Annotated in this window: 21 protein-coding genes; 11 read left to right on the plus strand and 10 right to left on the minus strand. The window is 61.4% G+C overall.

Annotated elements, in window-relative coordinates; translation table 11 throughout:
• Positions 1 to 3: 3 nt before the first annotated feature.
• Together ACQRBV_RS06245 and ACQRBV_RS06250 are read right to left on the minus strand one after the other, a co-directional pair.
• Positions 4 to 5556, minus strand: coding sequence for an NEL-type E3 ubiquitin ligase domain-containing protein (locus ACQRBV_RS06245; RefSeq protein ID WP_411985098.1), 5553 nt, complete (start codon positions 5554 to 5556; stop codon positions 4 to 6).
• Between the two features lie 108 nt (positions 5557 to 5664).
• Complete coding sequence (locus tag ACQRBV_RS06250) at positions 5665 to 6603, minus strand: DnaJ C-terminal domain-containing protein (protein WP_090367094.1); 939 nt, start codon at positions 6601 to 6603, stop codon at positions 5665 to 5667.
• Positions 6604 to 6842: 239 nt separating this feature from the next.
• On the opposite strand from ACQRBV_RS06250, the gene ACQRBV_RS06255 reads away from it, so the two are divergent.
• Positions 6843 to 8111 (plus strand): Hsp70 family protein, encoded by a 1269-nt coding sequence (locus ACQRBV_RS06255; RefSeq protein WP_161547790.1) that lies wholly within the window; start codon positions 6843 to 6845, stop codon positions 8109 to 8111.
• A gap of 125 nt (positions 8112 to 8236) precedes the next feature.
• Here the strand turns inward: ACQRBV_RS06255 and ACQRBV_RS06260 are convergent, their stop codons facing one another.
• From ACQRBV_RS06260 to ACQRBV_RS06270, 3 genes are all read right to left on the minus strand, one after another.
• On the minus strand, positions 8237 to 9250 hold the full coding sequence (locus ACQRBV_RS06260; RefSeq protein WP_090367095.1) for an AI-2E family transporter: 1014 nt from the start codon (positions 9248 to 9250) through the stop codon (positions 8237 to 8239).
• 110 nt (positions 9251 to 9360) lie between these two features.
• Positions 9361 to 9660: a PsiF family protein gene (locus ACQRBV_RS06265; protein ID WP_060755062.1), complete on the minus strand. Its 300-nt coding sequence runs from the start codon at positions 9658 to 9660 to the stop codon at positions 9361 to 9363.
• Between the two features lie 71 nt (positions 9661 to 9731).
• On the minus strand, positions 9732 to 10520 hold the full coding sequence (locus ACQRBV_RS06270) for an AraC family transcriptional regulator (protein ID WP_104995372.1): 789 nt from the start codon (positions 10518 to 10520) through the stop codon (positions 9732 to 9734).
• Between the two features lie 97 nt (positions 10521 to 10617).
• Here ACQRBV_RS06270 and ACQRBV_RS06275 point away from each other — a divergent pair, with 97 nt between their 5' ends.
• A complete protein-coding gene (locus tag ACQRBV_RS06275; protein WP_060755064.1) occupies positions 10618 to 11493 on the plus strand; it encodes a DMT family transporter in 876 nt (291 codons plus the stop codon).
• A 15-nt stretch (positions 11494 to 11508) separates the two neighbouring features.
• Here the strand turns inward: ACQRBV_RS06275 and ACQRBV_RS06280 are convergent, their stop codons facing one another.
• Both ACQRBV_RS06280 and ACQRBV_RS06285 read right to left on the minus strand, forming a co-directional pair.
• Positions 11509 to 12399, minus strand: a complete 891-nt coding sequence (locus ACQRBV_RS06280) for an esterase/lipase family protein (protein WP_411985097.1) — start codon at positions 12397 to 12399, stop codon at positions 11509 to 11511.
• Between the two features lie 78 nt (positions 12400 to 12477).
• The gene (locus tag ACQRBV_RS06285) at positions 12478 to 13119 is read right to left on the minus strand and encodes an FMN-dependent NADH-azoreductase (RefSeq protein ID WP_411985096.1); all 642 of its coding nucleotides are present in this window, start codon (positions 13117 to 13119) and stop codon (positions 12478 to 12480) included.
• A gap of 135 nt (positions 13120 to 13254) precedes the next feature.
• On the opposite strand from ACQRBV_RS06285, the gene ACQRBV_RS06290 reads away from it, so the two are divergent.
• Positions 13255 to 14151, plus strand: a complete 897-nt coding sequence (locus ACQRBV_RS06290; protein ID WP_161547785.1) for a LysR substrate-binding domain-containing protein — start codon at positions 13255 to 13257, stop codon at positions 14149 to 14151.
• A gap of 88 nt (positions 14152 to 14239) precedes the next feature.
• Positions 14240 to 14770: a ferritin-like domain-containing protein gene (locus tag ACQRBV_RS06295; protein WP_060755068.1), complete on the plus strand. Its 531-nt coding sequence runs from the start codon at positions 14240 to 14242 to the stop codon at positions 14768 to 14770.
• Positions 14771 to 14955: 185 nt separating this feature from the next.
• Here ACQRBV_RS06295 and ACQRBV_RS06300 read toward each other — a convergent pair whose 3' ends face one another.
• The gene (locus ACQRBV_RS06300) at positions 14956 to 17025 is read right to left on the minus strand and encodes an AsmA family protein (protein ID WP_411985095.1); all 2070 of its coding nucleotides are present in this window, start codon (positions 17023 to 17025) and stop codon (positions 14956 to 14958) included.
• 356 nt (positions 17026 to 17381) lie between these two features.
• On the opposite strand from ACQRBV_RS06300, the gene ACQRBV_RS06305 reads away from it, so the two are divergent.
• On the plus strand, positions 17382 to 17753 hold the full coding sequence (locus tag ACQRBV_RS06305; RefSeq protein WP_060755070.1) for a hypothetical protein: 372 nt from the start codon (positions 17382 to 17384) through the stop codon (positions 17751 to 17753).
• A gap of 152 nt (positions 17754 to 17905) precedes the next feature.
• Positions 17906 to 18538 (plus strand): TetR family transcriptional regulator, encoded by a 633-nt coding sequence (locus ACQRBV_RS06310; protein ID WP_244701771.1) that lies wholly within the window; start codon positions 17906 to 17908, stop codon positions 18536 to 18538.
• Between the two features lie 5 nt (positions 18539 to 18543).
• Here the strand turns inward: ACQRBV_RS06310 and ACQRBV_RS06315 are convergent, their stop codons facing one another.
• Entirely contained in the window at positions 18544 to 19041 is a 498-nt protein-coding gene (locus ACQRBV_RS06315) for a C40 family peptidase (protein ID WP_411985094.1), read from the minus strand.
• A gap of 277 nt (positions 19042 to 19318) precedes the next feature.
• Between ACQRBV_RS06315 and ureE the strand changes: the two genes are divergently transcribed.
• The 5 genes from ureE to ACQRBV_RS06340 all read left to right on the plus strand — a co-directional run bounded on the left by ureE (position 19319) and on the right by ACQRBV_RS06340 (position 23025).
• Complete coding sequence (ureE, locus tag ACQRBV_RS06320; RefSeq protein WP_411985093.1) at positions 19319 to 19819, plus strand: urease accessory protein UreE; 501 nt, start codon at positions 19319 to 19321, stop codon at positions 19817 to 19819.
• Positions 19816 to 20490, plus strand: a complete 675-nt coding sequence (locus ACQRBV_RS06325; protein ID WP_411985092.1) for an urease accessory protein UreF — start codon at positions 19816 to 19818, stop codon at positions 20488 to 20490. Before ureE ends, ACQRBV_RS06325 begins: the two co-directional genes overlap by 4 nt.
• Before the next feature lie 24 nt (positions 20491 to 20514).
• On the plus strand, positions 20515 to 21129 hold the full coding sequence (gene ureG, locus ACQRBV_RS06330; protein WP_003188109.1) for an urease accessory protein UreG: 615 nt from the start codon (positions 20515 to 20517) through the stop codon (positions 21127 to 21129).
• A gap of 22 nt (positions 21130 to 21151) precedes the next feature.
• Positions 21152 to 21724, plus strand: coding sequence for a HupE/UreJ family protein (locus ACQRBV_RS06335; protein ID WP_104995367.1), 573 nt, complete (start codon positions 21152 to 21154; stop codon positions 21722 to 21724).
• Positions 21725 to 21906: 182 nt separating this feature from the next.
• The gene (locus tag ACQRBV_RS06340) at positions 21907 to 23025 is read left to right on the plus strand and encodes an AGE family epimerase/isomerase (protein ID WP_411985091.1); all 1119 of its coding nucleotides are present in this window, start codon (positions 21907 to 21909) and stop codon (positions 23023 to 23025) included.
• On the opposite strand, the gene ACQRBV_RS06345 is transcribed toward ACQRBV_RS06340, so the two are convergent.
• Complete coding sequence (locus ACQRBV_RS06345) at positions 22997 to 23902, minus strand: cation diffusion facilitator family transporter (RefSeq protein WP_060755077.1); 906 nt, start codon at positions 23900 to 23902, stop codon at positions 22997 to 22999. The two genes, ACQRBV_RS06340 and ACQRBV_RS06345, sit on opposite strands and share 29 nt — an antisense overlap.
• Positions 23903 to 24025: the final 123 nt, after the last annotated feature.

Consider the following 24025-nt stretch of genomic DNA (forward strand, 5'->3'; position numbering starts at 1 on the left):
GCCTCAGGCGGCGGCCTCGAGGGCTGCGACTTCCTGGCGTGATAAGGCCAGCAGCCGTTGGTTGCGCGTGGTGTCGAGTTCGATCTGCAGCGCGGTCACCGACGCACCGTAGGCTTCGTCCAGGGCCTGATGCTCATCCTCCAGGCGCGAGCGACGCTGCTCGGACTCGCGCTCGAGGGTGTCGAACGACTCGGGGTATCTGGCCTTGAGGTAATCCACCCAGTAGCTGCGGCTGATCAGGTCTTCGTAAAACGGCTCGCCCTGTTCGGCCTGCTGTACGATTTCAATCGCCTGTTTCAGCACCTGACCCCGGATCGGCAGGCCGGAGAGCATGCCCTGCGGCTGCCCGGGCAAGTCCAGTGGGGCCTTGAGGCCAAGGCGGTATTCAAGGCGCACTTCGGCCTTGTCCACATTCGCTCCCGCCACTCCATCCGCCAGTTTCTCCACCTCGCCCAGGCGAAACAGGCGCCGCGACAGGCGCAGCAATGCCGAGCCTCTGGCCGGTAGGTCATGCGGGTCGATCGCCTGTACCGCCTGGTACTCGAACACCTTCACTTCCAGCTCGCTGAAGGTCAGCATGCGTCCGTCCGCGCAGGTACCGTGCGTGCTCGACAGGCTGAACAGCAATTGACGCAATTCCGTATTGGCAGTGGCGGCCTCGATCACCGTCCATACGCGGCGGGTCAGGTCGGCGGAGTCCGCGCGATAGTCTGCGGATAACCGCAGCTGCGCCAGCAAATGGAAAAACGCCCGGTTGTCGGGCTCGCTTGCCAGTTGCAGCCACTGCTTACTGCGCACGTGAGTTTCGGGCACAGACAAACTGAAGACCCAGGGCAACCTCTCCAAACTATCGGAGTAATCCTCTGCAAGCACCTCGTAGCCTTGAGCAGATGACACATGAGTTCCCAAGGTCTCTTCATCGCTATCCGGTTCAATATCCGGCAGGGTCCTTGCGCGCTGCATCGGTCTCATTATACGAGGGCTGGACAGGGGGCTCCCGAGAGGCGAATCCTCCACGCTGTCAATGTGGTAGTCAGGCCGTGGAATCCCAGTCGCCCAGCCCAAAGGCTCCGATGCCGGGCCGGTATCCAGAGGCGACACACTGGAAAAGCTGTTGCGAAAATCGTAGTTCAACTGCCAAAGAAACCGCTCCGCCCCCATTTCCAACTCAGTCACATGGGAGAAATCACCGCTGAGGACAGGCAGGTCCCGCAGTTCGTCAGTGGGTACGCCGGAGAGGTCCAGGCTCGTGGAACCCCCTGATACGTCGTAGCGTTTCATCAAGCCTTCAACCCAACAAGCCATGAACATCCGTATCGTTTGTTGCCTGCCCAACCTCACCGCCACCGACGTCCCCCTGTCATGCCATTCCTCCAATTCACGCAACTGCGCTGCGTATTCATCGCTGAACGCCTCGACGGCTTCGAAGCGGGTTTGGGCGTCCGGCCAGCGATCGACAATCTTGTCGATCAAGACATACAGACGCGAGCTCGGATAGTACGTGACCGGCGCAATGAACTGGCCCATTCGCTCGATCTGGCCCATGGCATACCCGGCCACCATGTGCTCCAGGTCGACCTCGTGCTGGGGGTGGTTCTTGATGTACTCATAAGCCGGTTTGAAGTTTTCTCGCGTCAACTTCGACCAGTGCAGCGACAGGCCCGACCAAAGCTTTTCATGCCCCGGCTGGAGCAGACGCGCAGGCAATTGCCGCACGGTCGCGTATTGCAAGTTCAGGCGTCCGAGTTGAGGCAGGTCCAACGTGCTTTCTGGAAAGTGGCCCTGGTGGGTGTCGGAAATCGTCAGTTCGCGCAGCTGGGTCAGCGGGCGAACGTCCAGATGATCGAACGAGGTGAGTACGCGATGCAGCTTCAGCGAACGCAGGTTGACCAGGCTCGCCAATTCGGCGGCCGCTTGGGGTTGGAACTCCACGAGGCCGTCGAGGGTCAGCGCCCTCAGCTCAGGCAGGCGATGCAGGCCCGAGGGTAGATGGGGTACACGCTCCGAGGGCACATCCAACCTGAGTTCACGCACATTGGGAAAACGCTCCAGCATCTGGTTGATGTCGCGATCCGTTGGGGTATCCCCGCTAATCCGCAACTTACGCACATGGGAAAAATCGGCATCCAATAACGCCGGCAGTCGATCCTGGGCCGAGATATCCAGTGCCGTATAGCGTGGGTCTTCGGCGGCCAGCGGCGCGTTGCGCCAACTGTCCTTGATGCTCAGGGCTGCGCGTTGCTTGCTTCTGCGGTTACCACCACGTGCGGCAACCCACTGGTCGAGCCTGGCTTCCAGGCGTTGCCATTCGCTCAGGCGATCATCAAGCAGGCTGAGAATTTGCGAGTTGCTCTTACCCGTGCGCAGTTGTTCGAGAATAAACCCGTTGGCCTGCTGCTCCGTCAGTTGCGGGTAAACGTCCCGCACTCGTCTGACCAGTGCCGGCGCTTGCCCTTCCCCACGACCACTGGCCGGGTAACCCACGCGCATCCGGCCGATACGCTGCGGCGGTCGCAAGCGCGGCAGGCGCCTGTCGAGGACCTGCACCGCGTCGGCCGGGTGGGCGAGCGCATACTCGGTGATCGCCTGGCGCAACTCGGCACTGCGGGCCACCTCGGCAATGCCCAGGGCCTGGCGGGCTGCGTCGGGCAAGGCATGCATCAGCGAAGGGTAAAAGTTGTCGTTGTCCCTCGGTACGCTGTTGAGGGTTTCGCCACGCTCGTTGAAGGCCTGGTAGGACGGGCCTTTCTTGACCAGGTATTTGCGCTGCGTGGCACGGATGTCGCCAACGCCTGCAATCAACTGCCCATCGATGCCGCCGTCGCGGATTTCCAGGCGCAGGTTGTCCGGCCAGCCCGGCAATTGACCCAGGGCATGCAGGGCCAGGCGTTTGCTGTCGGTAGCGGCCAGGTTGTCCATATGCAGACCGGCCAGTGCTCGGCTGACGCGCCCCTGGCGTGCATGCCAACGTGATTGTTCCAACAGTGACAGAGGCGCGCGCGCAGTGCGCAGGCGGGTCAACTCTTCAGCAGAGGCGTGGTCCAGCACACTTTGCGCCGCCGGTTCACTTAAACCTGGGGTCAGGCGCTGCAGTTTCTGTACATCGGGGTCCTTGGCCGCTCGGCCTTGGTAGAGGCTTTCGAACAACGCCGGCTGGCGGGTACGGGCAAAGTCGGCCAACTGCTTGCGAAACTCCTCGGGCCGGGCGGCTTCGACACGGGCCGCTTCACCGCCCAGTAAACGGGTGATTTGCGCCTCATCGAGGGACGCCAGAAGACGCACCGGCAGCTGGCCGCCGAGCACGTCGGCGCGCCTGATTTTGATCGGCGCCTTGGCCGAGCTCTCTGAAGGTAAATGCTGGCTGCCGTATTGAATCGAAGGACCGCTCAGCTCGGCGTTCTCGAACACTTGCAGCACTCGCCCCACGGGCCAGCGCGGTAATTCGCAGACCAGTGCCGGGGCGTACAGGTAACGCTCATCGATCGGCTGCTTGCCCTCCAACTGCGCCAAGACCTGCTGCACGCCTCGCTCGGCATCGAACAGACGCAGGGTATCGGCCAACTCAGGCGGCGGCGCGGCGTTGTCCAGATGCATCTTGCGCAGGCTGCTGTCGCTGACCCCGCTGATATCGGCGGCCCTGAGCAACGCGGCGTCACTGTAGCCGTCGACAATCGGCCCCATACGCCGCAGTAACGTCAGGCGGTCCCACGCCAGCGGCTGCTCATGCACCTGGCGCCAGGCACCGGCGCCGTTATGTACCAGTGGCGGTTGATAGGCCAGTGCATCACTGGGGTGTTGGATGCGCCAGCGCTGCGTCGACTCATCGAAGGCGTGCTCGACCACCTTGTCGCCCAGGCGCAGATAATGTTTGCCGGCGACTGCATACTGCCCCAGCGGGTTGGCCTGGCCCTCAAGCTTGAGGTCCTGGTGATACACCGACAGGTCCGCCCGCCACAGCTTTTGCTTGCCGTCGGCCCGGATCACCGGTCTGAGCGCATCCACCACGCCGGACATTTGCACTTGGGGCAATACCGTAGCGCCGGTGGCAAGCATGGCCACGTTCAGCGCAATACTGGAAAAGTGCGCCCACATTTCGCGGATTTCGCTTTGTTCGTAGGCTTCGATGCCTTCATACACTTCTTCGCACATCTGCACCGCGCCCACCGCCAGCATGATCGGCCCCAGGCCCGGCACCACAAAGGAGGCCAGGTTGAACACGCTGACCACGGCGTCCTTGAATCCCGCGATTCGCGCCGCGCGGGTCTTGGCGTCTTCGTCATCGGTGGGCACTGCCACGGCGCGGGCATCAGCGAGGATTTTGTCGACACTGGCCTGGTAGCGGTGCTGCCACAAATCGCCCTTGATGGTCGCTTCGCCCATCCGCCAGTCAGGCGGTTGAGGCAGTCGCGACGACTGATACAACGCATTGAGCTGTCGGAAGAACTCACCTTGTTCAGACACCGGCACGAACCGGCTGAAATAGCGCCGGTACTCAGTGTCTTTCAAGCGGCCACCCAGGTCGGCCAGGAACTCGTACAGGTTGGCGTATTCCTTCAGCGGCTGCTGCGGGTCATCGGGCAGATACACCACCAGGCGCTCGACCCGCGCCGCACGGATGCGCGAGGGGCCGATCAACAGCGGGCCGACCAGCGCCACGCCGAGTAATTGCAGGTTGGCGAACATGACTGGGCGGCCATCCAGCGTCGGCACGGCTTTGGCGGCCAGGACGTGCTTGAGCATCTGATAGACATCGTGGCCGATCCCCGCGCCGACCAGGTAGCTGTTAGGCTTTTTGGCAAATTGCTGCCAGGCAATTTCAACGCTGAGCGCCAGTTGCTGGCGCTCGTGTTCCTGCAATTGGCTGGCGAGTGTCTGACGTTCGATAACACTCCTGGGCAGCAGGATGGCCTTGATGTGTTGCTGGTACAGGCGCCCCAGATCCAGGCTGCGGCACAGTGTGGCGAACGCGGCGGGCGCGATGGGTTTGGCCTGGGAGTTGACCGCCGCGAAATCTGCAATGACCTCGCCGTCGTAATTGCTCCACCCGGTGATGATTTCGCAATCGGCGCAAGCCGCAGGCTTTTCTTCTTCGGGCAGGAAGTTGGTGAGGGCCACCTCCAGTAATGAAACGCCTCGATACTCTTCATCCAGCCGCGAGGTGCGGGTGCGGTCCAGGGTGAAAAACCCATAGAAATCATCACGGGCGCCAGCCGCGAATTTGCGCGCCAGGTAGACGTTGCGCACGTCTATATCGAGCTTGAAACGCTCCTTGATCGCGGCCTTGAGCAGCGGTTCGGCGAATGCCTGGACATCCTGGATCGTCGCAAGCGTAGCGTCGACCTGATTGAAGACCGTGCCGTATTTGGCATGGCTGGCGGCCAAGGCGTTTTTTTGTGCTGCAGTGGCCTTGATGTACCAGGCGGGGATGACCAGGGCATGCTCGGCCAGTGCTTGCTGGCGGGGCAGGCGAGCCTGGGAAAACCAGGGCGGGATGGCGCGCGTGAGGAAAGCGCCGTGAATGCCGGATGAAACGGCAGGGCGGGTGACGTCGGGCATGGTGTCGCTCCAATAGATGGGAGCGCTAGCACATCACGTCAATAGCGGCGGGCGGGCCTAGATAGTTGTCGCCATGCAGCGCCCCCCGCCGGGGCGCTGCGCTGAGGGTCAGAAGTTTTCGCGCGGGTTGAACGCGGCTTTCTGCGCCAGCTCCTGCCACAGCGCCTTGACCTCATCGTCAGCCGCCTTCGGCATCACCGCCTTGAGCTGCACGAACAGGTAACCCCGCTGCCCGGCCTTGTTCAGCAAACCGTGGCCCTTGGCGCGCATGCGCTGGCCATTCTGGCTGCCGGCCGGCACCTTGAGGTTGATCTTGCCGGTGAGGGTCGGCACCGCCACCTCGGCACCCAGCGCCAATTCCCATGGCGCCAGCGGCAGGTTGATCACCAGGTTTTCGCCGTCCACTTCAAACTTGGCGTGCGGTGCAAACTTGATGATCAGGTACAGATCGCCATTGGCCCCGCCGCCAATACCCGGTGCGCCCTGCGCCTTGAGGCGGATGCGCTCGCCGTCGGCCACGCCGGCGGGGATCTTCACATTCAGGCTCTTGGTGGTGTTGCTGACGTGACGGCCCGAGGCGTCGTACTGCGGCACCTGGAAGTTGATCTGCTTGGACTCGGCAGACAGCGTCTCCTCGAGGGACACCGTCAGCTGCATCTCCACGTCCTGGCCTTTACGCCCGGCAGGTCGGCGCTGGCCACCGCCGAAAGCGTCGCCACGCGAGCCGAAGATCGAACTGAAGAAGTCCGAAAAATCGCCCGCATCCTGGCCGCCGCCGAAACCGCCACGGCTCTGCCAGCCCGGCGGCCCCTGAAACGGCTGGCCATGCTGGCCGTATTTGCGCAGTTCATCGTACTCCGCACGTTTGTCGGCGCTTTTGAGCGCCTCGTAGGCTTCGGACGCGTCCTTGAATTTCTCCTCGGCGTCTTTTTCCTTGCTTACATCGGGGTGATATTTGCGCGCGAGCTTGCGATAGGCGGCCTTGATTGCCTTGTCGTCCGCGCTCGGCTCAACGCCCAATATCTTGTAGTAGTCTTTGAAATCCATCGGCGGTTCACCATCCTAAATCGGGATCGCACAGCCCGGGGCACAACGTGCGCTGCTTTGCACCTGTTGAGTCTTGTGGCCTGGGAGTGCGTCAAAGTGTTATCGGCGCTTGCCGTATGCAACAGATGTGGGGGCAAATTGCGCACTTTCAAGCACGATTTAACAGAGCGTTGGCCTACGCATCCGCCTTCGACTGGCATACACTGCGCGGCCGTTTTTTCGACCGGAACCCGATAGCCATGAACAGCCCCTCCCCAGCCCGTGCCTGCGGCATCGACTTCGGCACGTCCAACTCCACCGTCGGCTGGATCCGCCCCGGCATGGAAACGCTCATCGCGCTGGAAGACGACAAGATTACCCTGCCGTCGGTGGTGTTCTTCAACATCGAGGAACGTCGTCCGGTCTACGGCCGCCTGGCCCTGCACGAGTACCTCGAAGGCTACGAAGGCCGTTTGATGCGCTCGCTCAAGAGCCTGCTGGGCTCCAAGCTGATCAAGCACGACACCAGCGTGCTGGGCACTGCGATGCCGTTCAAGGACTTGCTGGGCCTGTTTATCGGCCAGCTCAAGAATCGCGCCGAAGCCACCGCCGGCCGCGAGTTCGAGGAGGTTGTGCTGGGCCGCCCGGTGTTCTTCGTCGATGACGACCCGCTGGCCGACAAAGAAGCCGAAGACACTCTGGTGGAGGTGGCGCGCAAGCTGGGCTTCAAGGAAGTCTCGTTCCAGTACGAACCGATTGCGGCGGCATTCGACTACGAGTCCACCATCGAAAAAGAAGAGTTGGTGCTGATCGTCGACATCGGCGGCGGTACTTCAGACTTTTCCCTGGTGCGCCTGAGTCCCGAGCGCCGCACCGTCGATAATCGCCACGCCGACATCCTCGCCACCGGCGGCGTGCATATCGGCGGCACCGACTTCGACAAGCAACTGTCGCTGGCCGGCATGATGCCGTTGTTCGGCTACGGCAGCCGCATGAAAAGCGGTGCCTATATGCCCACCAGCCATCACATGAACCTGGCGACCTGGCACACCATCAACTCGGTGTACTCGCAAAAATCCCAACTGGCGCTGGGCAGCATGCGCTACGACATCGAAGACACCGGCGGCATCGACCGGCTGTTCAAGCTGATCGAACAGCGCGCCGGCCACTGGTTGGCGATGGAAGTGGAAGAGACCAAGATCCAGCTGACCCACGAAGAAAACCGCCATGTGCCACTGGACCGTATCGAAAAAGGCCTGAGCGTCGACCTCAGCCGGGCCTTGTTCGAGTCGTCCATCGACAGCCTGCTGGAGCGGGTGCGCGGTAGCGTGACGCAGTTGCTCAACGACGCCTGCGTAGGCGTCGAGCAGGTGGACACGGTGTTCTTTACCGGCGGTTCCAGCGGTATTCCGGCACTGCGCCACAGCATCTCGGCGATGCTGCCGAAGGCGCGGCATGTGGAGGGGAATATCTTCGGCAGTATCGGCAGTGGGCTGGCGATTGAAGCCAGCAAGCGGTACGGCTACTGAGTTTCAATTGGAAGACCGTGGCGCCCTCATCGGGAGCAAGCCCCCTCCCACACTTGAATGTGTACACTCGTCAAAGTGTGGGAGGGGGCTTGCTCCCGATGGGGCCGGCCCAGACAGCACAAGTCTTAGACCATCCCCCCGAGCTTCAGCTCACTCTTGAGATACGCATAGTAAATCGGCCCCGCTACAACGCCCGGCAAGCCGAACGCCGCCTCGAATACCAACATCGCCAACAGCAACTCCCACGATTTGGCGCTGATCTGCCCGCCCACAATGCGCGCGTTGAGAAAGTACTCGACCTTGTGGATCACGATCAGATACCCCAACGCCGCGACCGCCACCCAAATCGACAGCGACAACGCCACGATCGTGATCAGGGTGTTGGACAGCAGGTTGCCGATCACCGGCAGCAGGCCCAGCAGGAAGGTCAGTACGATCAGGGTCTTGGTCAACGGCAGGTGGATGCCGCACAAAGGCAGCACCACGGCCAGGAACACGGCGGTGAAGGCGGTGTTGAGCGCGGCGATCTTGATCTGGGCGAAGACGATGTTGCGAAACGCCTGGACCAGCAGGTGCAGACGGTCGAACAGCGCGGCGGCCAGGGGTTTGCGTTTGGTCAGGTCGGGCACGCGCTGCAAGGCGATGATCGCACCGAGCACCATACCGATCAGCAGGGTGACGAACATGTGGGCGGCATCTTTGCCCACCAGTTGCAGTTCGCTCAGGTGTTTGCTCAGCCAGTCGCCGATGGCCACGCGGAACTCGGCGGCGCTGGCGGGCAAGTAGGCATCGAGGAACGGCGGCAACTGGCCGCGTGCGCGGTCGACCACCCCCATGAATTTGTCGAGGGAAGCCCCGGGGTTTTCCGCTTCGTGGAGCAGGAAGCTGATGGCACCGGCGAAGATCAGCGTCAGAACACTGACGATCAATGTGCCGAGCAAGGCCACCGCGAGCCAACGCGCACGTCGCCCTTCGATCAGCCGTTGCAATTGCGGGGTGAGCATATTGACCAGCTCATACACCAGCAAACCCGCCAGCAGGCTAGGCAGTAGTTTCAATGGCAGGACCAGCAGCAACCCGCCGAAAATGATGATGCAACTGACCAGCAACAATACGTGACGCTGAGAAAACGTTGGCATACAGCCTCAAAACGGACGACGTTAAAGGATGTTGCCGCCGGAACGAAGTCGCTCGTCCCGGCAGCAGAGGGCTGTGTGCGAGTGTCGCAGCCTTCTATGGCTTGGGGCTATTACTTCTTCAGGCAAGTGCTCATAAAAGTCTTGCGCGCATCGCCGGTCAAGGCCTGGGTTTTCGCCGTGGCATTGCAGTCTTTCATCTTTTGCTGCTGAGGGGTCAGGGTTTTCGCAGCCGGAGCCGGGGCGGCCTTGAGGCATGTGCTCATGAAGGCTTTGCGCTCATCGCCCTTGAGCGCCTTGGTGGTGGCATCGGCGTTACAGGTGGTCATTTTGTTTTGCTGAGCGGTCTCGGCAAAGCTCTGGGAACACAGCAACAAACCGATCATCAACAGCGGAACACGCAACATCTTCATGGAGTTTTCTCCCTGTTACCGTGCCGAAGGGGCACGGCCTACGAGCAGTGTAGCCAAAACCTGTTACATCTTCAGCGTCCGCGAATATTTGACCGACGGTACTGCTCCGGCGTGCAACCGGCGTGGCGCTGGAACATGGCGATGAAGGCCGACGCGGTGCTGTAGCCGAGGTCAAAAGCGACGTGTTGCACACTGCGTTCGCTGTCCAGCGCCTCGATGGCGGCCAGGTAGCGCAGACGCTGGCGCCACTCACCGAAGCTCATGCCCAACTCCCGCACAAATTGCCGCGCCAGGGTGCGCTCGCTGACGTGCACATGCTCGGCCCATTGTGCCAACGGCCGATTATCACCGGGCTCGGCTTGCATGCCTTCCAACACACTCAACAGCCCGGGATGGCGTGCGTAAGGCAGAAAGCAATCGTGGATAGGTGCTTGCTTGAGCTGGTCCACCAGCACCTGGGCCAGGCGAATATCAGCGTCGGCCTGCGGGATATTGACGCCGCGCTGGGCGAAATCGCGCAGGATGGCCTTGAGAATGTCACTGATGGCCAGGGTGCACGGCTGCGCAGGGAGTTGCTCACAGAGCTCCGGGGCCAGGCCCACCGAATGGTAGACAATCGCCTCGGCATTGTAGGAACTGTGCTCGGTATGCGGCGGCACCCACACCGCATACTGCGGGGGCGACATGAAGCGGCTGCCCGCCACCTCCATGCGCATGACGCCGCTGGCGGAATAATCCAGCGATCCCCAGAAGTGCTCGTGTGGGGTGCACTCGGTATCGGGGGCGAAATCGGAGTAACGGAAATACACGGGGCTTGGCAGCCGGCGGAAATCCGCGAGGCGTACGGTATGTCTGGCCATGTTGTCTGGATACAAGGGTCGGTTGTCTGGTTTGCAGTATAAGCCGCTATCCAGACAGCGGATAATCGCGCCTCGTCAATACACCAGGTTTCTCTCGATGCAATACGCGTATCCCCTGCTGGCCATTTTTATCTGGGCCGGCAACACCGTAGTCAACAAACTGGCCGTGGGCTCGATTTTCCCGTCGGAGATCGGCTTTTATCGCTGGCTGCTGGCGGCACTGTTGTTCACCCCGTTCATGCTCAAGCCGGTGATTGCCCATTGGTCGAACATCCGCCCGAACCTGGGCAAGGTCTTTATCCTCGGCGTGCTCGGCATGGCCGTGTACCAGAGCCTGGCGTACTACGCAGCGTCCCTGACGAGCGCGACCAACATGGGCATCATCTTGTCGTTGATGCCGTTGATGGCACTGACCGCCGCGATCATTAGCCTCGGCCAGCGTCTCACCTTCGGCGCCCTTACCGGTGCGGTGCTGTCATTTGCCGGCGTGGTCGTGGTGGTATCGGCCGGCAGCCTGGGCGCGCTGCTGCAACATGGGGTCAACCTGGGCGACGGCATGATGCTGGTGGCCACGCTCGCCTACGCGGTCTACAGTACCCTGTTGAAAAAATGGCAATTGCGCCTGCCACCGCTGGTGTTGCTGTATCTGCAAGTGCTGGTGGCCGTGGTAGTGCTGTTTCCGCTGTTCCTGTTCTCGGCCAAGGCCGGCTTGGGCTGGGCGAATATCCCATTGGTACTGTACGCCTGCTTGCTGGCTTCGATGCTCGCGCCGTTGGCCTGGATGCACTCGGTGAAGACCCTGGGCCCCAGCCGGACCACGCTGTTTTTCAACCTGCTGCCGTTGATCACGGCGCTGATCGCAGCGTTGGTATTGAAGGAAGAGTTGGCGCTGTATCACTTGGTGGGCGGTTTGCTGACGTTGGGTGGGGTGATTCTGTCGGAGCGCTGGACCACACCGGTCAGGGCAGCCTGAACTCAGCCTCACGCTTTAGACCCCGGCATCCTTCAAGCGCCGCGCATGCTCGACAAACAAGCGGATAGGCTCGGCGCCCTTGCCCACCAGGCCCATGGATTGGTTGACGATATCGAAGTGATCCAAGGCATAGTCGTCACCGATCACCAACCCCAGGTGCGAGCTGTAGCGCCCGACCATGCCGTCGCACTGGCCCTTTTCCCGCACAAAGCTGCGGGCGAACAAGCGGCAGCTTCGATGGCTCCCGTCGAACAGGTTGCGCCCCCGGTCGGTGATGCCCGGCTGCAAGGTGCCCGACCACGAGTAATAGCGCACACCGTTGACCTCCTCCGGGCCCTGGCCGCCCCATGCCTGGGGTAGCCCCTGTGGGTACTGACGATTGAACAGCGTTACGCCATCGCTAGTCAGTGACTGATGCGAGGCGCGCAGATCCGCCTTGAAGCGCGGCCCGCGATAGCCGGTCTCCAGCACGCCCATGCCCCAGGCGACCAGATGAAACAGCGCGCTGATGATGCGACCTTTTACACCCTCGGGCGGGTAATGGAGATGGAAATGATCGGCCAGTTCCGAGCCGTGGTTGGGGCCGGCCACCGAGGTCACCGATGCCACCCATTCCGGGTGCTTGGCCGCTGCATAGCGAGCAGTGAGCGCGCCCTGGCTGTGGCCGATCAGGTTGACCTTGTCGGCGCCGGTCTCACGGCGAATGCGCTCGATGTGCACCAGCAATTGCTCGCCGCGCACCTCGCTGGAATCGAGCGGCGCGACTTGCACAGGAAAGACCTGCGCCCCGCCCGCCTGCAGCGCCGGGACGATGCCGTACCAGTATGGAAACCCGCCCAGGCGCACAAAGCCCAGCATGCCGGGGACCAATACCAGGGGGTAACGCGTGGCGAGGGAGTCGGGCATGGAGCGCATATCCTGATCGTGTCGGCAATAACACCATCCTAGTCCAATCGATATGACCGCCCCGTGACTGCCGGGGGTTCAGAAATACCCGGCCAGGTCATGCAGTTGGCGCTCGGCTTCGTCACAGGCGCGCAGGAATACACGCTTGTCCGACTCTTCGCCCTCGGCGGCAATCACCCGCACATCATCGATACCGATATAACCCAGCACCGTGCGCAGGTGCGGGTCGGCATGGTTCATCCATTCGTATTCACCGCCCGGTCCAAACCCATTGCCGCCGCGGCTGGTGATGATCAATGCGCGCTTGCCCTTGAGCAACGGCTGGTACTGGGCGATGCCCTGGCTGTCTTGCGTGATGTCGAAGGTCAGGCCCAAACGCACGATTTGATCGATCCAGGCCTTGAGCCCACTGGGTACGCCGAAGTTGTACAGCGGCATGGAAATCACCAGCAGCTCGTGTTCGATCAGTTCACCGACCAGTTCGTCGCTCAATTGCAAATCAGCCTTCATCACGTTCGGCAACGCTTGCGGCTCAGGGTAGAAATTCGCCGCGACGAAGGCTTCGGTGACGTGGGGAATAAAGGCCCGTCCGACTTCACGACGGGTCAGGCGAGCGTCGGGGTTGGCGGCTTGCCAAGCGGAGAGGAACGACTCGGCCAGGCGCCGGGAGTGGGAGCGCTCACCGCGTGGGCTGGCGTGTATAACAAGCATTTTTTTCATCTATGCAAACCTTCAGAGGGTACACTCAGGCAACCTGGATGGTGCCTTTATGCTCGCTAATCTAAAATCGAGCGTACTCACCGACAAATGAGCAATAGTTAATCCGGATGAATCCATTTCATCCATGGAGCCCGAATGTTCGCTGCCCTGCCCCTGACCGCTCTGCGTACGTTTGAATCCGCATCGCGCCTGTTGAGCTTCAAGGCGGCCGCCGAGGAACTGGCGGTAACGCCTACGGCGGTGTCCCATCAGATTCGCTCACTGGAAACCTGGCTGGGCCTTGCGCTGTTCGAACGCCTGCCGCGCCAGGTGCGCCTGACCGAAGGCGGCGAGCGGCTGTTTCACAGCCTGCACGGCGCGTTGCTGGATGTGGCGCAAAGCCTGGACAGCTTGCGCCCGCAACGCAGTGCCGGGCAGCTCACGGTGTCGACGACACCGGCCTTTGCCGCGCTATGGCTGGTGCCTCGCCTGGGCCGCTTCTACGCCGCTCATCCGGATATCAACCTGCGCCTGGACACCCAATGCGAAGTCGTCGACTTGCAGCAGGATGCCAGCATCGATCTGGTGATTCGCTACAGCCTCGGCGACTACCCGCAGTTGTATGGCCAGTGCCTGTTCGATGAACACTTTGCGGTGTATGGCTCCCCTGAGCAGGTGGCGCGGGCCGGCAGCCAGGTGCCGACGTTGATCAGCGTGCGCTGGCATAACTCCAAGCTCTACGCCCTGGGTTGGCAAGCCTGGTGCGACAAAGCCGGGGAGCAATGGCTGGCGCAAGCTTCGCCATTGCGCGAATACGACGAAGAACACTATGCGCTGCAGGCGGCGATTGCCGGCCAGGGCTTGGTACTGGCAAGCAATATCCTCGTGTCGGAAAGTATCGCCAGCGGCTTGCTGGTGCCTTATCGCCCCGACGTCAGCGTCGACGGCGCCGGTTACAGCGCGCTTTGCGTACCGGGGCGCGAGCGGCATCCCCCCGTGCGGGCGTTTTTCCAATGGATGCAAGAAGAAGTGAAGTCGGCGCAAATCCGATAAAACTTTTGCCCTTGCCTGGGACTCACAACTGGACGCGATCACGCCGGCAGAGCGTGGCGCAACACCGGATTAGTACCAGGAGATCGAGATGACCCAAGCAAACTTGACCGACGTCGCCACCTTGCGCAGCCGCGCCCGCCAGAACGTCGAAAACGGTGCCGTCACCGAAGGCTACGATGCCGACCGCGAAGAAATCATCCGCTTGCTCAACGCGTCGTTGGCCACTGAATTGGTCTGCGTACTGCGCTACAAGCGTCACTACTTCATGGCCAGTGGCATCAAAGCCTCCGTTGCCGCCGATGAATTCCTTGAACACGCGACCCAGGAAGCCGAGCACGCCGACAAACTTGCCGAACGCATTGTGCAGTTGGGCGGTGAGCCGGAGTTCAACCCGGACCTGCTGACGAAAAACTCCCACGCCCAGTACGTGGCCGGCAACTCGCTGAAAGAGATGGTCTACGAAGACCTGGTAGCCGAGCGTATCGCGGTGGACAGCTACCGCGAAATCATCCAGTACATCGGCGATAAAGACCCGACCACCCGCCGCCTCTTCGAAGAAATCCTCGCCCAGGAAGAAGAGCATGCCGACGACATGGCCGACATTCTGGAAAGCCTGTAACCCGGCAACATGCATGGCCAATATGGGAGGGGGCTTGCCTTAATGCCAGTCAGCTAAGGCTTAACGCTGTCTCTGTGGGAGGGGGCTTGCTCACGATGACGGTGAATCAGTCGATATCGCAATTGACTGACTCATCGCCATCGGGAGCAAGCCCCCTCCCACATTTTGGATGGAGATTGGGTGCCTTAACCTTTTACGGTTTTCGGCGCCTTGCCTTCCTTCATCTGCTGCAGCAACGGCGCGCACTGGTTGGGTTCATCGCCACTCGGTGCGACCAACGCCAGCAACCCCGCAGCGGGCCCCGCGATCACACCCAGCGCCACCATGCCCGCACCCCGCAAGGCCAGCGGAATGGCTTTTACCCCGGCATTGGGCTTGATGAACGGCCCATTGACGTACAACGGTGAACGCAGGGAGAACAGGCGGAAGCCTTTCGATTCCGGCGTGATGGTCAGATCCAACTGCTCCGTGGCCATATTCGCCGTGCCATCGATGTAGATGATGGCGTTCTCGGTATCGAACACAAACAGCCGCGTGGTCGCCAAGCCGGTCTTGATGCCGAAATCGGCCGCCGCGCAATTGATCTTCACTTCCTTGTCGCCGAACAGGCGACCCACCACGTAGTTGCCAACGTTAAGCCCGGCGATCTCCATCAGGCCACGGCTGATGGCACCATCGTTGATCAACATCTTCAGGTCGCCATTGGAGGTGCCCAGCAGCGCTGCCACGGAGTTGCCGCGCCCGGCAATATCCGCGTCGCCGTTGAGTTCACCAAAGCTGGTTTTCATCGGTTCGAAGGTGGGGAACAACTGCTTGAGCTTGAAGTTGCGCGCGGTGAGTTTGGCGCGGCCTTCCATCGGTGTGGTGCGGCCGTTCAGGCGAATCTGCGCATCCAGCTTGCCGCCCGCCACGCCGAAACGCAGGGGTTCGAGGCTGAGCTGGCCGTCATTGAGCACCAGATGCGTATAGAGGTCGGTGAAGGGCAGATCGGCACTGTGCACGATGCGTTTGCCGGTGAACTCCACGTCGGCATCCATATCGTGCCAGCGGTCGGTGCGGAACTCTTCCACCGGCAGGACCTTCGTTGCCGGCTGCTTGCTCGCGCCGCCACGGGCTTTCTGCTTGGCATTGGAGTCCGCGCCGATCAAGGGCGCGAGGTCGGCCATCAACAGTTGGTTGGAGAGCAAAGTGCCCGTGAGCTTTGGCCGTGGCTGGCTGGCTACATAGCCCAGGTCGCCGTGGATATCGCTGTTGCCGATCTTGCCGTTGAAGTTTTCGTAGCGAAAGGACGCGCCGCTGGCTGCATGCAGCTTGGCGATCAGATGGCCGTCGGTGGAATAGGCCGGGGAGTCCGGCAGGGTTACGCCGGTCAACGGGTACAGGTTGCCCAAACTGCTGCCGGAGAGTTTCAGGCGCAGGTCGAGGGCGCCGAGGTTCAGCGGATCGGTGAGGGTGCCGGCCAGCGCTATGCGGGTGTCGGCCACCTGCACCTGGGCCTGCAACGGGAATGGCTTGGCGGCGTCCTGCAACGCCAGCAGGCCGCCGATCTTGCCGGTGCCGTCGAGTTTCTGGCCGTGATACTGGCCTTTGACCTTGAGCCCGAACGCATAGTCCTGGGGCGCCGAGCCTTTTTCCAGAGCCTTCTTGGCATCGGCATCGCCGACGATCTCACCGAAAGGGATGGGTTTACCCAGCGGATCGATGATGACGTCCAGCTGGGTCTTGAGGGTTTGGTCGTCAAGGGTCACATGGCCTTTGTCGAAGCCGATGGCACCGATGTCCACCACCCAGCTCGAAGGTTCGGCATTCGGATCCTTGGGGTCGAACTTGAACGTCCAGTTGGCGCGGCCGTCAGCCAGGCGTTGCAAGTCGGCACTCGGCTCGGTGAGGTCGATACGCGGGATCACCACGCGCTGCACCAGCAACGCCAGCGGCGAAATACGCAACTCGACTTTCTTGAGCGTGACCATCTGCGGCTTTTTCGACCAGTCGGGGTTGCCCAGGGTCAGGTCTTCGGCGATCACATGAGGCCACGGTACCCAGGCGCGCCAACCGCCTTCATCGGGCTCACGCTGCCACATCACCGCGAGGTTGCCGTTGATGGCGAACGGGCGATGCAGTTCTTCGGAGACTTTGGCATTGAGGGGCGGCTTGATGCGGTTCCAGTCAAAGAATGCCAGGACCACTACCGCCACGGCGATTAACAGAACGAAGCTGGCGCAGCTCCAAACCACAATTTTACGAGTGCGCGTCATTGCACAGGACTCCTGAATACGACTGGCAAGGCGGCTCCTTTGGAGCCGCTTATAAAGCTGTGACTGGCAAACCGCCTGGGGGTTTAACCGGCCTGCGGTTTTAGCCGCAAAAAGCTATTTTTCTGACCGAACAGGCAATTTCCATCATCAACGGCGCACCATTGTTACCCGTGTTCGTGTCGAAAATACCCACCACGGTGCAAAAGCGCGGGCTTGAGAGGCCCGCGCTAGAGCCTCTGCACGGAACAATCAATTCCGTTGATTATTACCATTGTGTTTATGAACTTTTATATCGACTTATCAAGAGTAGCATTAGCCCTGTACCCAATTTATCGCCCTCCCAAGGAGCAACTATCATGAAACGCCAAATACTAGCTACCGTACTGCTGTCCGTCCTGGCTTCCAGTGCTTTTGCCTTGCCAGCCGCCGAACAAGCGACTCCACAGAATAAAGCCCAAGCCGTGCAATCCAGCCAAACCCTGGCCCGCAGCGGTTCGCAAGAAGACGAAAATCGCGACTACGCCAAAGGCGCCGTTGCTGAAAACGGTTCGGAACACGCCAACAAACGCGCCTACACCGAAGGCGTTGCTGAAGGTGGCTATGATCGCCTGCAAGAGAAAGGTTTGGTAGAAGGCGGCGCAGAACAAGCCAACAAACGTGCTTACACCGACGGCGTTGCTGAAGGTGGTGCAGACCGCCTGCAAGAACTGCATCAAGCACAGAGCTAAGCCCGTGGTGGCCCAGAAAAAAGCCCGATCAGCCGATCGGGCTTTTGCTTTTATATAGACCGCGTCACGCATTGTTCTCGCCAAGTTCGACGCCGGCAAAGCGCTTTTGCTAGAGTGCGTCGCTGTACTTGCCGACTTAAGCCCTCCCGCCCATGCTGCCCCGCGCCGAACAGAAGCAACAGACCCGCCTCGCCCTGATGGATGCAGCCCGCCATCTGATGGAGGGTGGCCGAGGGTTTGGTAGCCTGAGCCTGCGCGAAGTGGCCAAGAAGGCGGGGATCGTGCCTACCGGCTTCTACCGTCACTTTGCCGATATGGACCAGCTTGGCCTGGTGCTGGTGAGTGAAGTGGGCCAGACCTTCCGCGCCACGATTCGCCTGGTACGCCACAACGAATTCGTGATGGGCGGCATTATTGACGCCTCGGTACGTATCTTTCTGGACGTGGTGTCGGCCAATCGCTCACAGTTCCTGTTTCTGGCACGCGAGCAATACGGTGGTTGCCTGGCCGTGCGCCAAGCCATCGCCGCACTGCGCGAAGACATCACCCGCGACCTGGCGGCGGACCTCACCCTGATGCCCAAGCTGCAACACCTGGATGCCGAAGGCTTGCATGTGATGGCCGACTTGATCGTCAAGAGCGTCTTCGCCACCCTGCCCGACATCATTGACCCACCCGCCCATGCGTTGCCCGCGCACCTCACGCCCCAGGCGAAAATCACCCAGCAATTGCGCTTTATCTTTATCGGCTTGAAGCACTGGCAAGGCCTGGGCAGCACCGAATGACGCCATCAACCCGCTGAGTGAAAGCGCTTGGCCGTGGTGTAGTTCTTGTTCCAGTAGCGGTTGCTCAACGAGTCGATGCGGATGTTCTTGCCGGTGCGCGGCGAATGGATGAACTTACCCTCGCCTATATAAAGGCCGACATGGCTGACCTGACCGCGCCCATTGCCTTTGAAAAACACCGCGTCGCCAGGCTTGAGGGCGTTGCGTTTGATGGTTGGAGCCGGGGAGCGGTGCATCGCGGCCGTGGTGCGGGGGATCTGGATCTGGGCTTCTGTCTTGAACAGGTAGACCAGGAAACTGCTGCAATCGAAGCCCTGTTGCACTGAAGTGCCCCCCCATTTGTACGGCGTGCCCAATAGTTCATGAGCGCGGTCGACGATATCGTCGATTGCCGTTTCCTTCAGCGAGGTACTGAAGCTGGGGTAGGGCTGCAAGGAAGCCGAAGCCGATGAGATGACAAAAGACAGGCTGATGAGTACTAAACAACACAATGATCTAAACATGATGAACGTCGCAGTGGATTAAACACGACGCACAGCCTAATGATCATGTCGGTAACGTCTTGAACGGCAAATCCTGAGTACCTGTAGGACAAATCCGAAAACGCCCATGACGGGTGCGCCAAGCCTATCAATGCACCAGATTGGACCACTCTCAGAATATTCCGACGCCCTATTAGGTGGCGCCGACGTACTTACCTACAGGCAATTCCTACTTCCCATCCAGGTTGGCAAGCCCCTTGCTCTAGCTGTTTCATCGCTCTTAGCCGGAAGCTTTCTGATGCTGGTGATCCACCGCCGAATCGCCCCCCAAGCCCTCTGGGCCGCCGAGTTGCTGCTGAATTTTGAAGCGCGCAGCAAAAGCCGCCTGCGCTGTTTCAGTGCCGACGGTGAAGACGTCGGCCTTTTCCTGGAGCGTGGCCAGCCCCCGTTGCACGATGGCGAATTCCTGCAGGCCGAAGACGGACGCGTCGTACGCGTGTGCGCCAGGCCTGAACAACTGCTGCACGTCACCTGCAGCAGTGCCTTTGAACTGACGCGGGCGGCTTACCACCTGGGCAACCGCCATGTGGCGCTGCAGGTCGGGGCCGGCTGGTTGCGTCTGCTCGATGACTACGTGCTCAAGGCCATGCTCGAACAACTGGGGGCGCAGACGCAAACCATCGAAGCGCCCTTTCAGCCGGAGCACGGCGCCTACGGCGGTGGCCACCACCACTCGCGCCATGGCGATGAAGATTTCAACTACCCGCCCAAGCTGCACCAGTTCGGCGTGCGCCCATGAACCCAGCCTGGGCCTTGCTGCGCCTGGCCAGTCCGCAATTGCCGATTGGCGGCTACAGCTATTCCCAGGGCCTGGAAATGGCCGTGGAAAATGGCCGGGTGAAGGATGCGGCCAGCGCCCGGCGATGGATCAGCGACCAGTTGCTGCTCAACCTCGCCCGCTTCGAAGCGCCGCTGCTGCTCGCCCATTGCAACGCCGCCGCCGCACAGGATTGGTCGCGCCTCACGCAGCTATGCGAAGAACATCGCGCCAGCCGTGAGACCCGCGAGCTGTATCAGGAAAGCCGCCAGATGGGCTATTCCCTGCAACAACTGCTCAACGGCCTGCCCGAGCTGGATGCCGCCGCCCGTACATTTCTTGAGCCGTGCGCCGAACCGCATCTGGCCCTGGGCTGGGCGCTGGCGGCACGCGCCTGGCACATCAGCCCCGACGACGCCCTCGCCGCCTGGCTGTGGAGCTGGCTGGAAAACCAATTAGCCGTGCTGATGAAAACCCTGCCCCTGGGGCAGCAGGCCGCTCAACGCCTGACCAGCGAACTGCTGCCGTTGCTGCAACAAGCCCAGCAGGATGCCACGCATATCGACCCCAACCACTTCGGCAGCGCCGCGTTCGGCCTGTCCCTGGCGTGTATGGCCCACGAACGCCAGTACAGCCGCCTGTTCCGTTCCTAGGAGCGGTTTATCTTGGAGAGACACATGAACACACAACCCCTGCGTGTCGGCATCGGTGGCCCGGTGGGCTCCGGCAAGACCGCGCTGACCCTGGCCCTGTGCCTCGCGCTGCGCGACCGCTACAACCTGGCGGTGGTCACCAACGATATCTATACCCGCGAAGACGCCGACTTCCTGGTACGCAACCAAGCCTTGGCGCCTGAGCGCATCATCGGCGTGGAAACCGGCGGCTGCCCGCACACGGCGATTCGTGAAGATGCCTCGATCAACCTCGAAGCGGTGGACCAGCTCAACCGTCGCTTTCCCGGCCTGGACCTGATCCTGGTGGAGTCCGGCGGCGACAACCTGTCGGCGACCTTCAGCCCGGAACTGTCGGACCTGACCATCTATGTCATCGATGTGTCCGCCGGCGACAAACTGCCGCGCAAAGGCGGGCCGGGCATCTGCAAATCCGACTTGCTGGTGATCAACAAGATCGACCTGGCGCCGCTGGTGGGCGCCTCGCTGGAACTGATGAACAGCGACACCCAGCGTATGCGCAACGGTAAACCCTTTGTGTTCAGCAACCAGAAAACCGGCGTCGGCCTGGATGACATCGTCGCCTTTATCGAGCGTCAGGGTTTGCTGACCGCCGCCTGATCATCCCTTTAAGGAGCCTGATATGAGCCTCAAGAAACTTTTTGCCGCCGCCAGCCTGCTGCTGGCCCCCGCCCTCGCCTTCGCCCACCCGGGCCACGGCGACAATGGCCTGGTGGCCGGCATCAGCCACCCACTGGGCGGTATCGACCATTTGCTGGCCATGGTTGCGGTCGGCTTGTGGGCGGCGCAGCAAACAGGCAATGCGCGCTGGGCACTGCCTTGTACCTTTGTCGGCACCATGCTGATCGGTGGCTTGCTGGGCTTCGAAGGACTGCAGTTGCCGGCACTGGAAAGCGGGATTGCCGCCTCGGTGCTGGCATTGGGCCTGGCCGTTGCACTGGCGGTGCGGCCGCCATTGTTCGTGGCCGTGGGGGCGACGGCGCTGTTTGCGTTGTTCCATGGCGTGGCGCATGGCTTGGAACTGCCGGATATGTCCAGCCCTTGGGCGTATGCGGCAGGGTTCGTCGGTGCGACCGCTGCCCTGCACGCTGCCGGTTATGCGGTGGTGCGCTTCCTGCCGGCGGCGGCCGCGCCGTTGGTGCGAGTCGCCGGTGCGGCATCGGCGGCGACGGGGGTGTGGCTGCTCGCCGGCTGAATATTGCGGTGCCTGTAAAGGCGCTATCGGGAGCAAGCCCCCTCCCACACTCGACACGGTTCCAACTGTGAACACCGTTAAGTGTGGGAGGGGGCTTGCTCCCGATAGCGGTAGACCGGACACCACAGAACCCAAGCCTGCTACCATGCGCGCCTACACCCCTGCCGTGACGACGCCAGCTGATGCCCATCGCTTCCCAACCCTCCTTGAATTCTGTGCTCACGCACTTCCATGACCTGATCGTGCCACTCTGGCAAGGCCCGGGCTGGAATGCCGACCTGGCGCTGCCCTACGAGGCGCTGGACGCCGATCACCGGCCACTGCCCCCGCAACGCTACCGCGCCATGGCCTGTGCCCGGCAGTTGTACCTGTTCGCCAGCCTGATCGGCGAGCCGGGCGCCGCCTTTGCCCAAGAGCGTGCCGCGGCGCTGTTCCGCTCCCTGCAACGGCATTTCCATGACGCCGAGCACGGTGGCTGGTTCTACAGCATCGACCCGACCGGCCAGCCGCTGGACAAGCGCAAAGACCTGTACACCCACGCCTTCATCATCTTCGCCTGCGCCCACTACTGGGCCAAGGTGCGCGAGCCGTTGGTCGAATCCGTGCTGGACGCCGCCCTGTCAGTGGTCGCCGAGCGTTTCGCTACCGGCGACGGCCTGTACGAAGCGGTCTTGGAGCGCAACTGGTCATCCCTCAAATCCGGCCCGTTGCAAAACCCGCTGATGCACCTCGCCGAAGGCTTCCTCGCGACGCTGGCGGTGCGTGAAGATGCAGTCACCCAAGATGCGCTGCTGGATTTGGCAGGTGCGCTGCACAAGCGCTTTATCGATCCTCAGCATGGCGTGATGATGGAAAAACCGCTGGGCGCTGTGGATAACTGGTTTGAGCCGGGGCACCAGTTCGAATGGTTCTTTTTGCTGGAGTCTTCACCCGTGCTGCGCGGCACGCCGCTGCATGCAGCGTTGTCGCGGGCATTTGCCTACGCCGAACTCAAGGGTGTGGATAAAGCCAGCGGCGCGGTCAGCGGCATGCTTGCCCTCGACGGCCATGTGCGCGACGGCACCCAACGGATCTGGGCCCAGGCCGAATACCTGCGGGCACTGACCCTGCGCCCGGGCAGTGAGGCAGTGTTGCAACGCCAGTTGCTGGCGCTGCAACAACGCTTCCTGCATGACAAAGGCTGGCATGAATGCCTGGACGCCAAGGGCGACGTGAGCCGACGGGACATGCCGTCGACCACGCCCTACCACTTGGCGACCTGCTACCAGGGCCTCATGCAATCCACTTGCGATCTGCGGTAAAGCTGATCGTCAGCCAGCGCGCCGCATCCGGCGTGCCGAGCCCTGTGGATATCTCTTCGCGCAGCCGATCCAGCGTCGCGATGTTATCCACCGGGTAATCCGCCGGCAGTACCACATGAATCTCGATAAACCGTGCACGCCCGTGCTTCTGTACGTAAGACACGTAGTCGTCGAAACCATGTCGGGCCTGCGCCGCGTCCATCACTTCGCGCACGGTGTCGTCCAACTGGTCCGGGGCGATCCCCAGCACCTCGCGCAGCGCCGGGCGCAGGATCTTCAAGGCCGGGGCCAGCATGCTCAGGGCCAGCAGGATCAGAATCAATGGGTCGACATACACCGCCCACTCGCCATAGCCCTGGGACTTGAGCAACAGGGCAGCGAGAAAGCTGATCAACAAGCCCACCGACAGCATCGCGTCCACCAGCCAGCTGATGTTATCGAACTGGATCAGTGACGATTTCAGCCGGCGATTGCGATAGCGCACGTAAAAAAAGTAGGCGAACTCGACGACGGTAAACACCGCCGCATAGAGGATCACCAGCCCCAACTCGATCTCACGCCCGCCATTGATAATGCCGAACACACCGTTGAGAAACGCGTAGATGGCGATCAGCAGCAGGAAGCTGCCTTCGATCAGCAACACCATCGGCTCCAGGTGCCAATAACCGAACTGGAAACGCTCGTTGCTTTTTTTCGCGATCAGCTTGGCCGTGATCAGCATCAACACCTTGATGGCGGTGGCGATCAGCGAGAAAAAGCCGTCGAATAGAATGGATTGGGCGCCAGAAATCACACCCGTGACAATCCCGGCGATCGCAACGGCGAACATCAGGATGGTCGATTGTTTGAGCAGTGCCTGCTCACCTCGGTTACTCACATTTCCTCCCGTCAAAACCTTTAAACCGCACAGTGCGGAGGGGTTTTCAGGGGTGGAGTGTACCTTATGTCGTGTTTTGGCCGATTTGACGCCATCGGGGGAAAGCCCCCTCCCACATTCGAC

This window comes from Pseudomonas sp. R11F (assembly GCF_050312575.1).
GTDB lineage: Bacteria > Pseudomonadota > Gammaproteobacteria > Pseudomonadales > Pseudomonadaceae > Aquipseudomonas > Aquipseudomonas palleroniana.

Excerpts from the sequence above, each read along its gene's own strand:
- ACQRBV_RS06310 (WP_244701771.1), top strand. The coding sequence starts at position 17,906 with ATGCTGCCCCGCGCCGAACAGAAGCAACAGACCCGCCTCGCCCTGATG.
- ACQRBV_RS06250 (WP_090367094.1), bottom strand. The coding sequence starts at position 6,603 with ATGGATTTCAAAGACTACTACAAGATATTGGGCGTTGAGCCGAGCGCG.
- ACQRBV_RS06285 (WP_411985096.1), bottom strand. The coding sequence starts at position 13,119 with ATGAAAAAAATGCTTGTTATACACGCCAGCCCACGCGGTGAGCGCTCC.
- ACQRBV_RS06245 (WP_411985098.1), bottom strand. The coding sequence starts at position 5,556 with ATGCCCGACGTCACCCGCCCTGCCGTTTCATCCGGCATTCACGGCGCT.
- ureG (WP_003188109.1), top strand. The coding sequence starts at position 20,515 with ATGAACACACAACCCCTGCGTGTCGGCATCGGTGGCCCGGTGGGCTCC.
- ACQRBV_RS06340 (WP_411985091.1), top strand. The coding sequence starts at position 21,907 with ATGCCCATCGCTTCCCAACCCTCCTTGAATTCTGTGCTCACGCACTTC.
- ACQRBV_RS06275 (WP_060755064.1), top strand. The coding sequence starts at position 10,618 with ATGCAATACGCGTATCCCCTGCTGGCCATTTTTATCTGGGCCGGCAAC.
- ureE (WP_411985093.1), top strand. The coding sequence starts at position 19,319 with ATGCTGGTGATCCACCGCCGAATCGCCCCCCAAGCCCTCTGGGCCGCC.
- ACQRBV_RS06295 (WP_060755068.1), top strand. The coding sequence starts at position 14,240 with ATGACCCAAGCAAACTTGACCGACGTCGCCACCTTGCGCAGCCGCGCC.
- ACQRBV_RS06260 (WP_090367095.1), bottom strand. The coding sequence starts at position 9,250 with ATGCCAACGTTTTCTCAGCGTCACGTATTGTTGCTGGTCAGTTGCATC.
- ACQRBV_RS06305 (WP_060755070.1), top strand. The coding sequence starts at position 17,382 with ATGAAACGCCAAATACTAGCTACCGTACTGCTGTCCGTCCTGGCTTCC.
- ACQRBV_RS06265 (WP_060755062.1), bottom strand. The coding sequence starts at position 9,660 with ATGAAGATGTTGCGTGTTCCGCTGTTGATGATCGGTTTGTTGCTGTGT.
- ACQRBV_RS06290 (WP_161547785.1), top strand. The coding sequence starts at position 13,255 with ATGTTCGCTGCCCTGCCCCTGACCGCTCTGCGTACGTTTGAATCCGCA.
- ACQRBV_RS06335 (WP_104995367.1), top strand. The coding sequence starts at position 21,152 with ATGAGCCTCAAGAAACTTTTTGCCGCCGCCAGCCTGCTGCTGGCCCCC.
- ACQRBV_RS06315 (WP_411985094.1), bottom strand. The coding sequence starts at position 19,041 with ATGTTTAGATCATTGTGTTGTTTAGTACTCATCAGCCTGTCTTTTGTC.
- ACQRBV_RS06270 (WP_104995372.1), bottom strand. The coding sequence starts at position 10,520 with ATGGCCAGACATACCGTACGCCTCGCGGATTTCCGCCGGCTGCCAAGC.
- ACQRBV_RS06325 (WP_411985092.1), top strand. The coding sequence starts at position 19,816 with ATGAACCCAGCCTGGGCCTTGCTGCGCCTGGCCAGTCCGCAATTGCCG.
- ACQRBV_RS06255 (WP_161547790.1), top strand. The coding sequence starts at position 6,843 with ATGAACAGCCCCTCCCCAGCCCGTGCCTGCGGCATCGACTTCGGCACG.
- ACQRBV_RS06300 (WP_411985095.1), bottom strand. The coding sequence starts at position 17,025 with ATGACGCGCACTCGTAAAATTGTGGTTTGGAGCTGCGCCAGCTTCGTT.
- ACQRBV_RS06280 (WP_411985097.1), bottom strand. The coding sequence starts at position 12,399 with ATGCCCGACTCCCTCGCCACGCGTTACCCCCTGGTATTGGTCCCCGGC.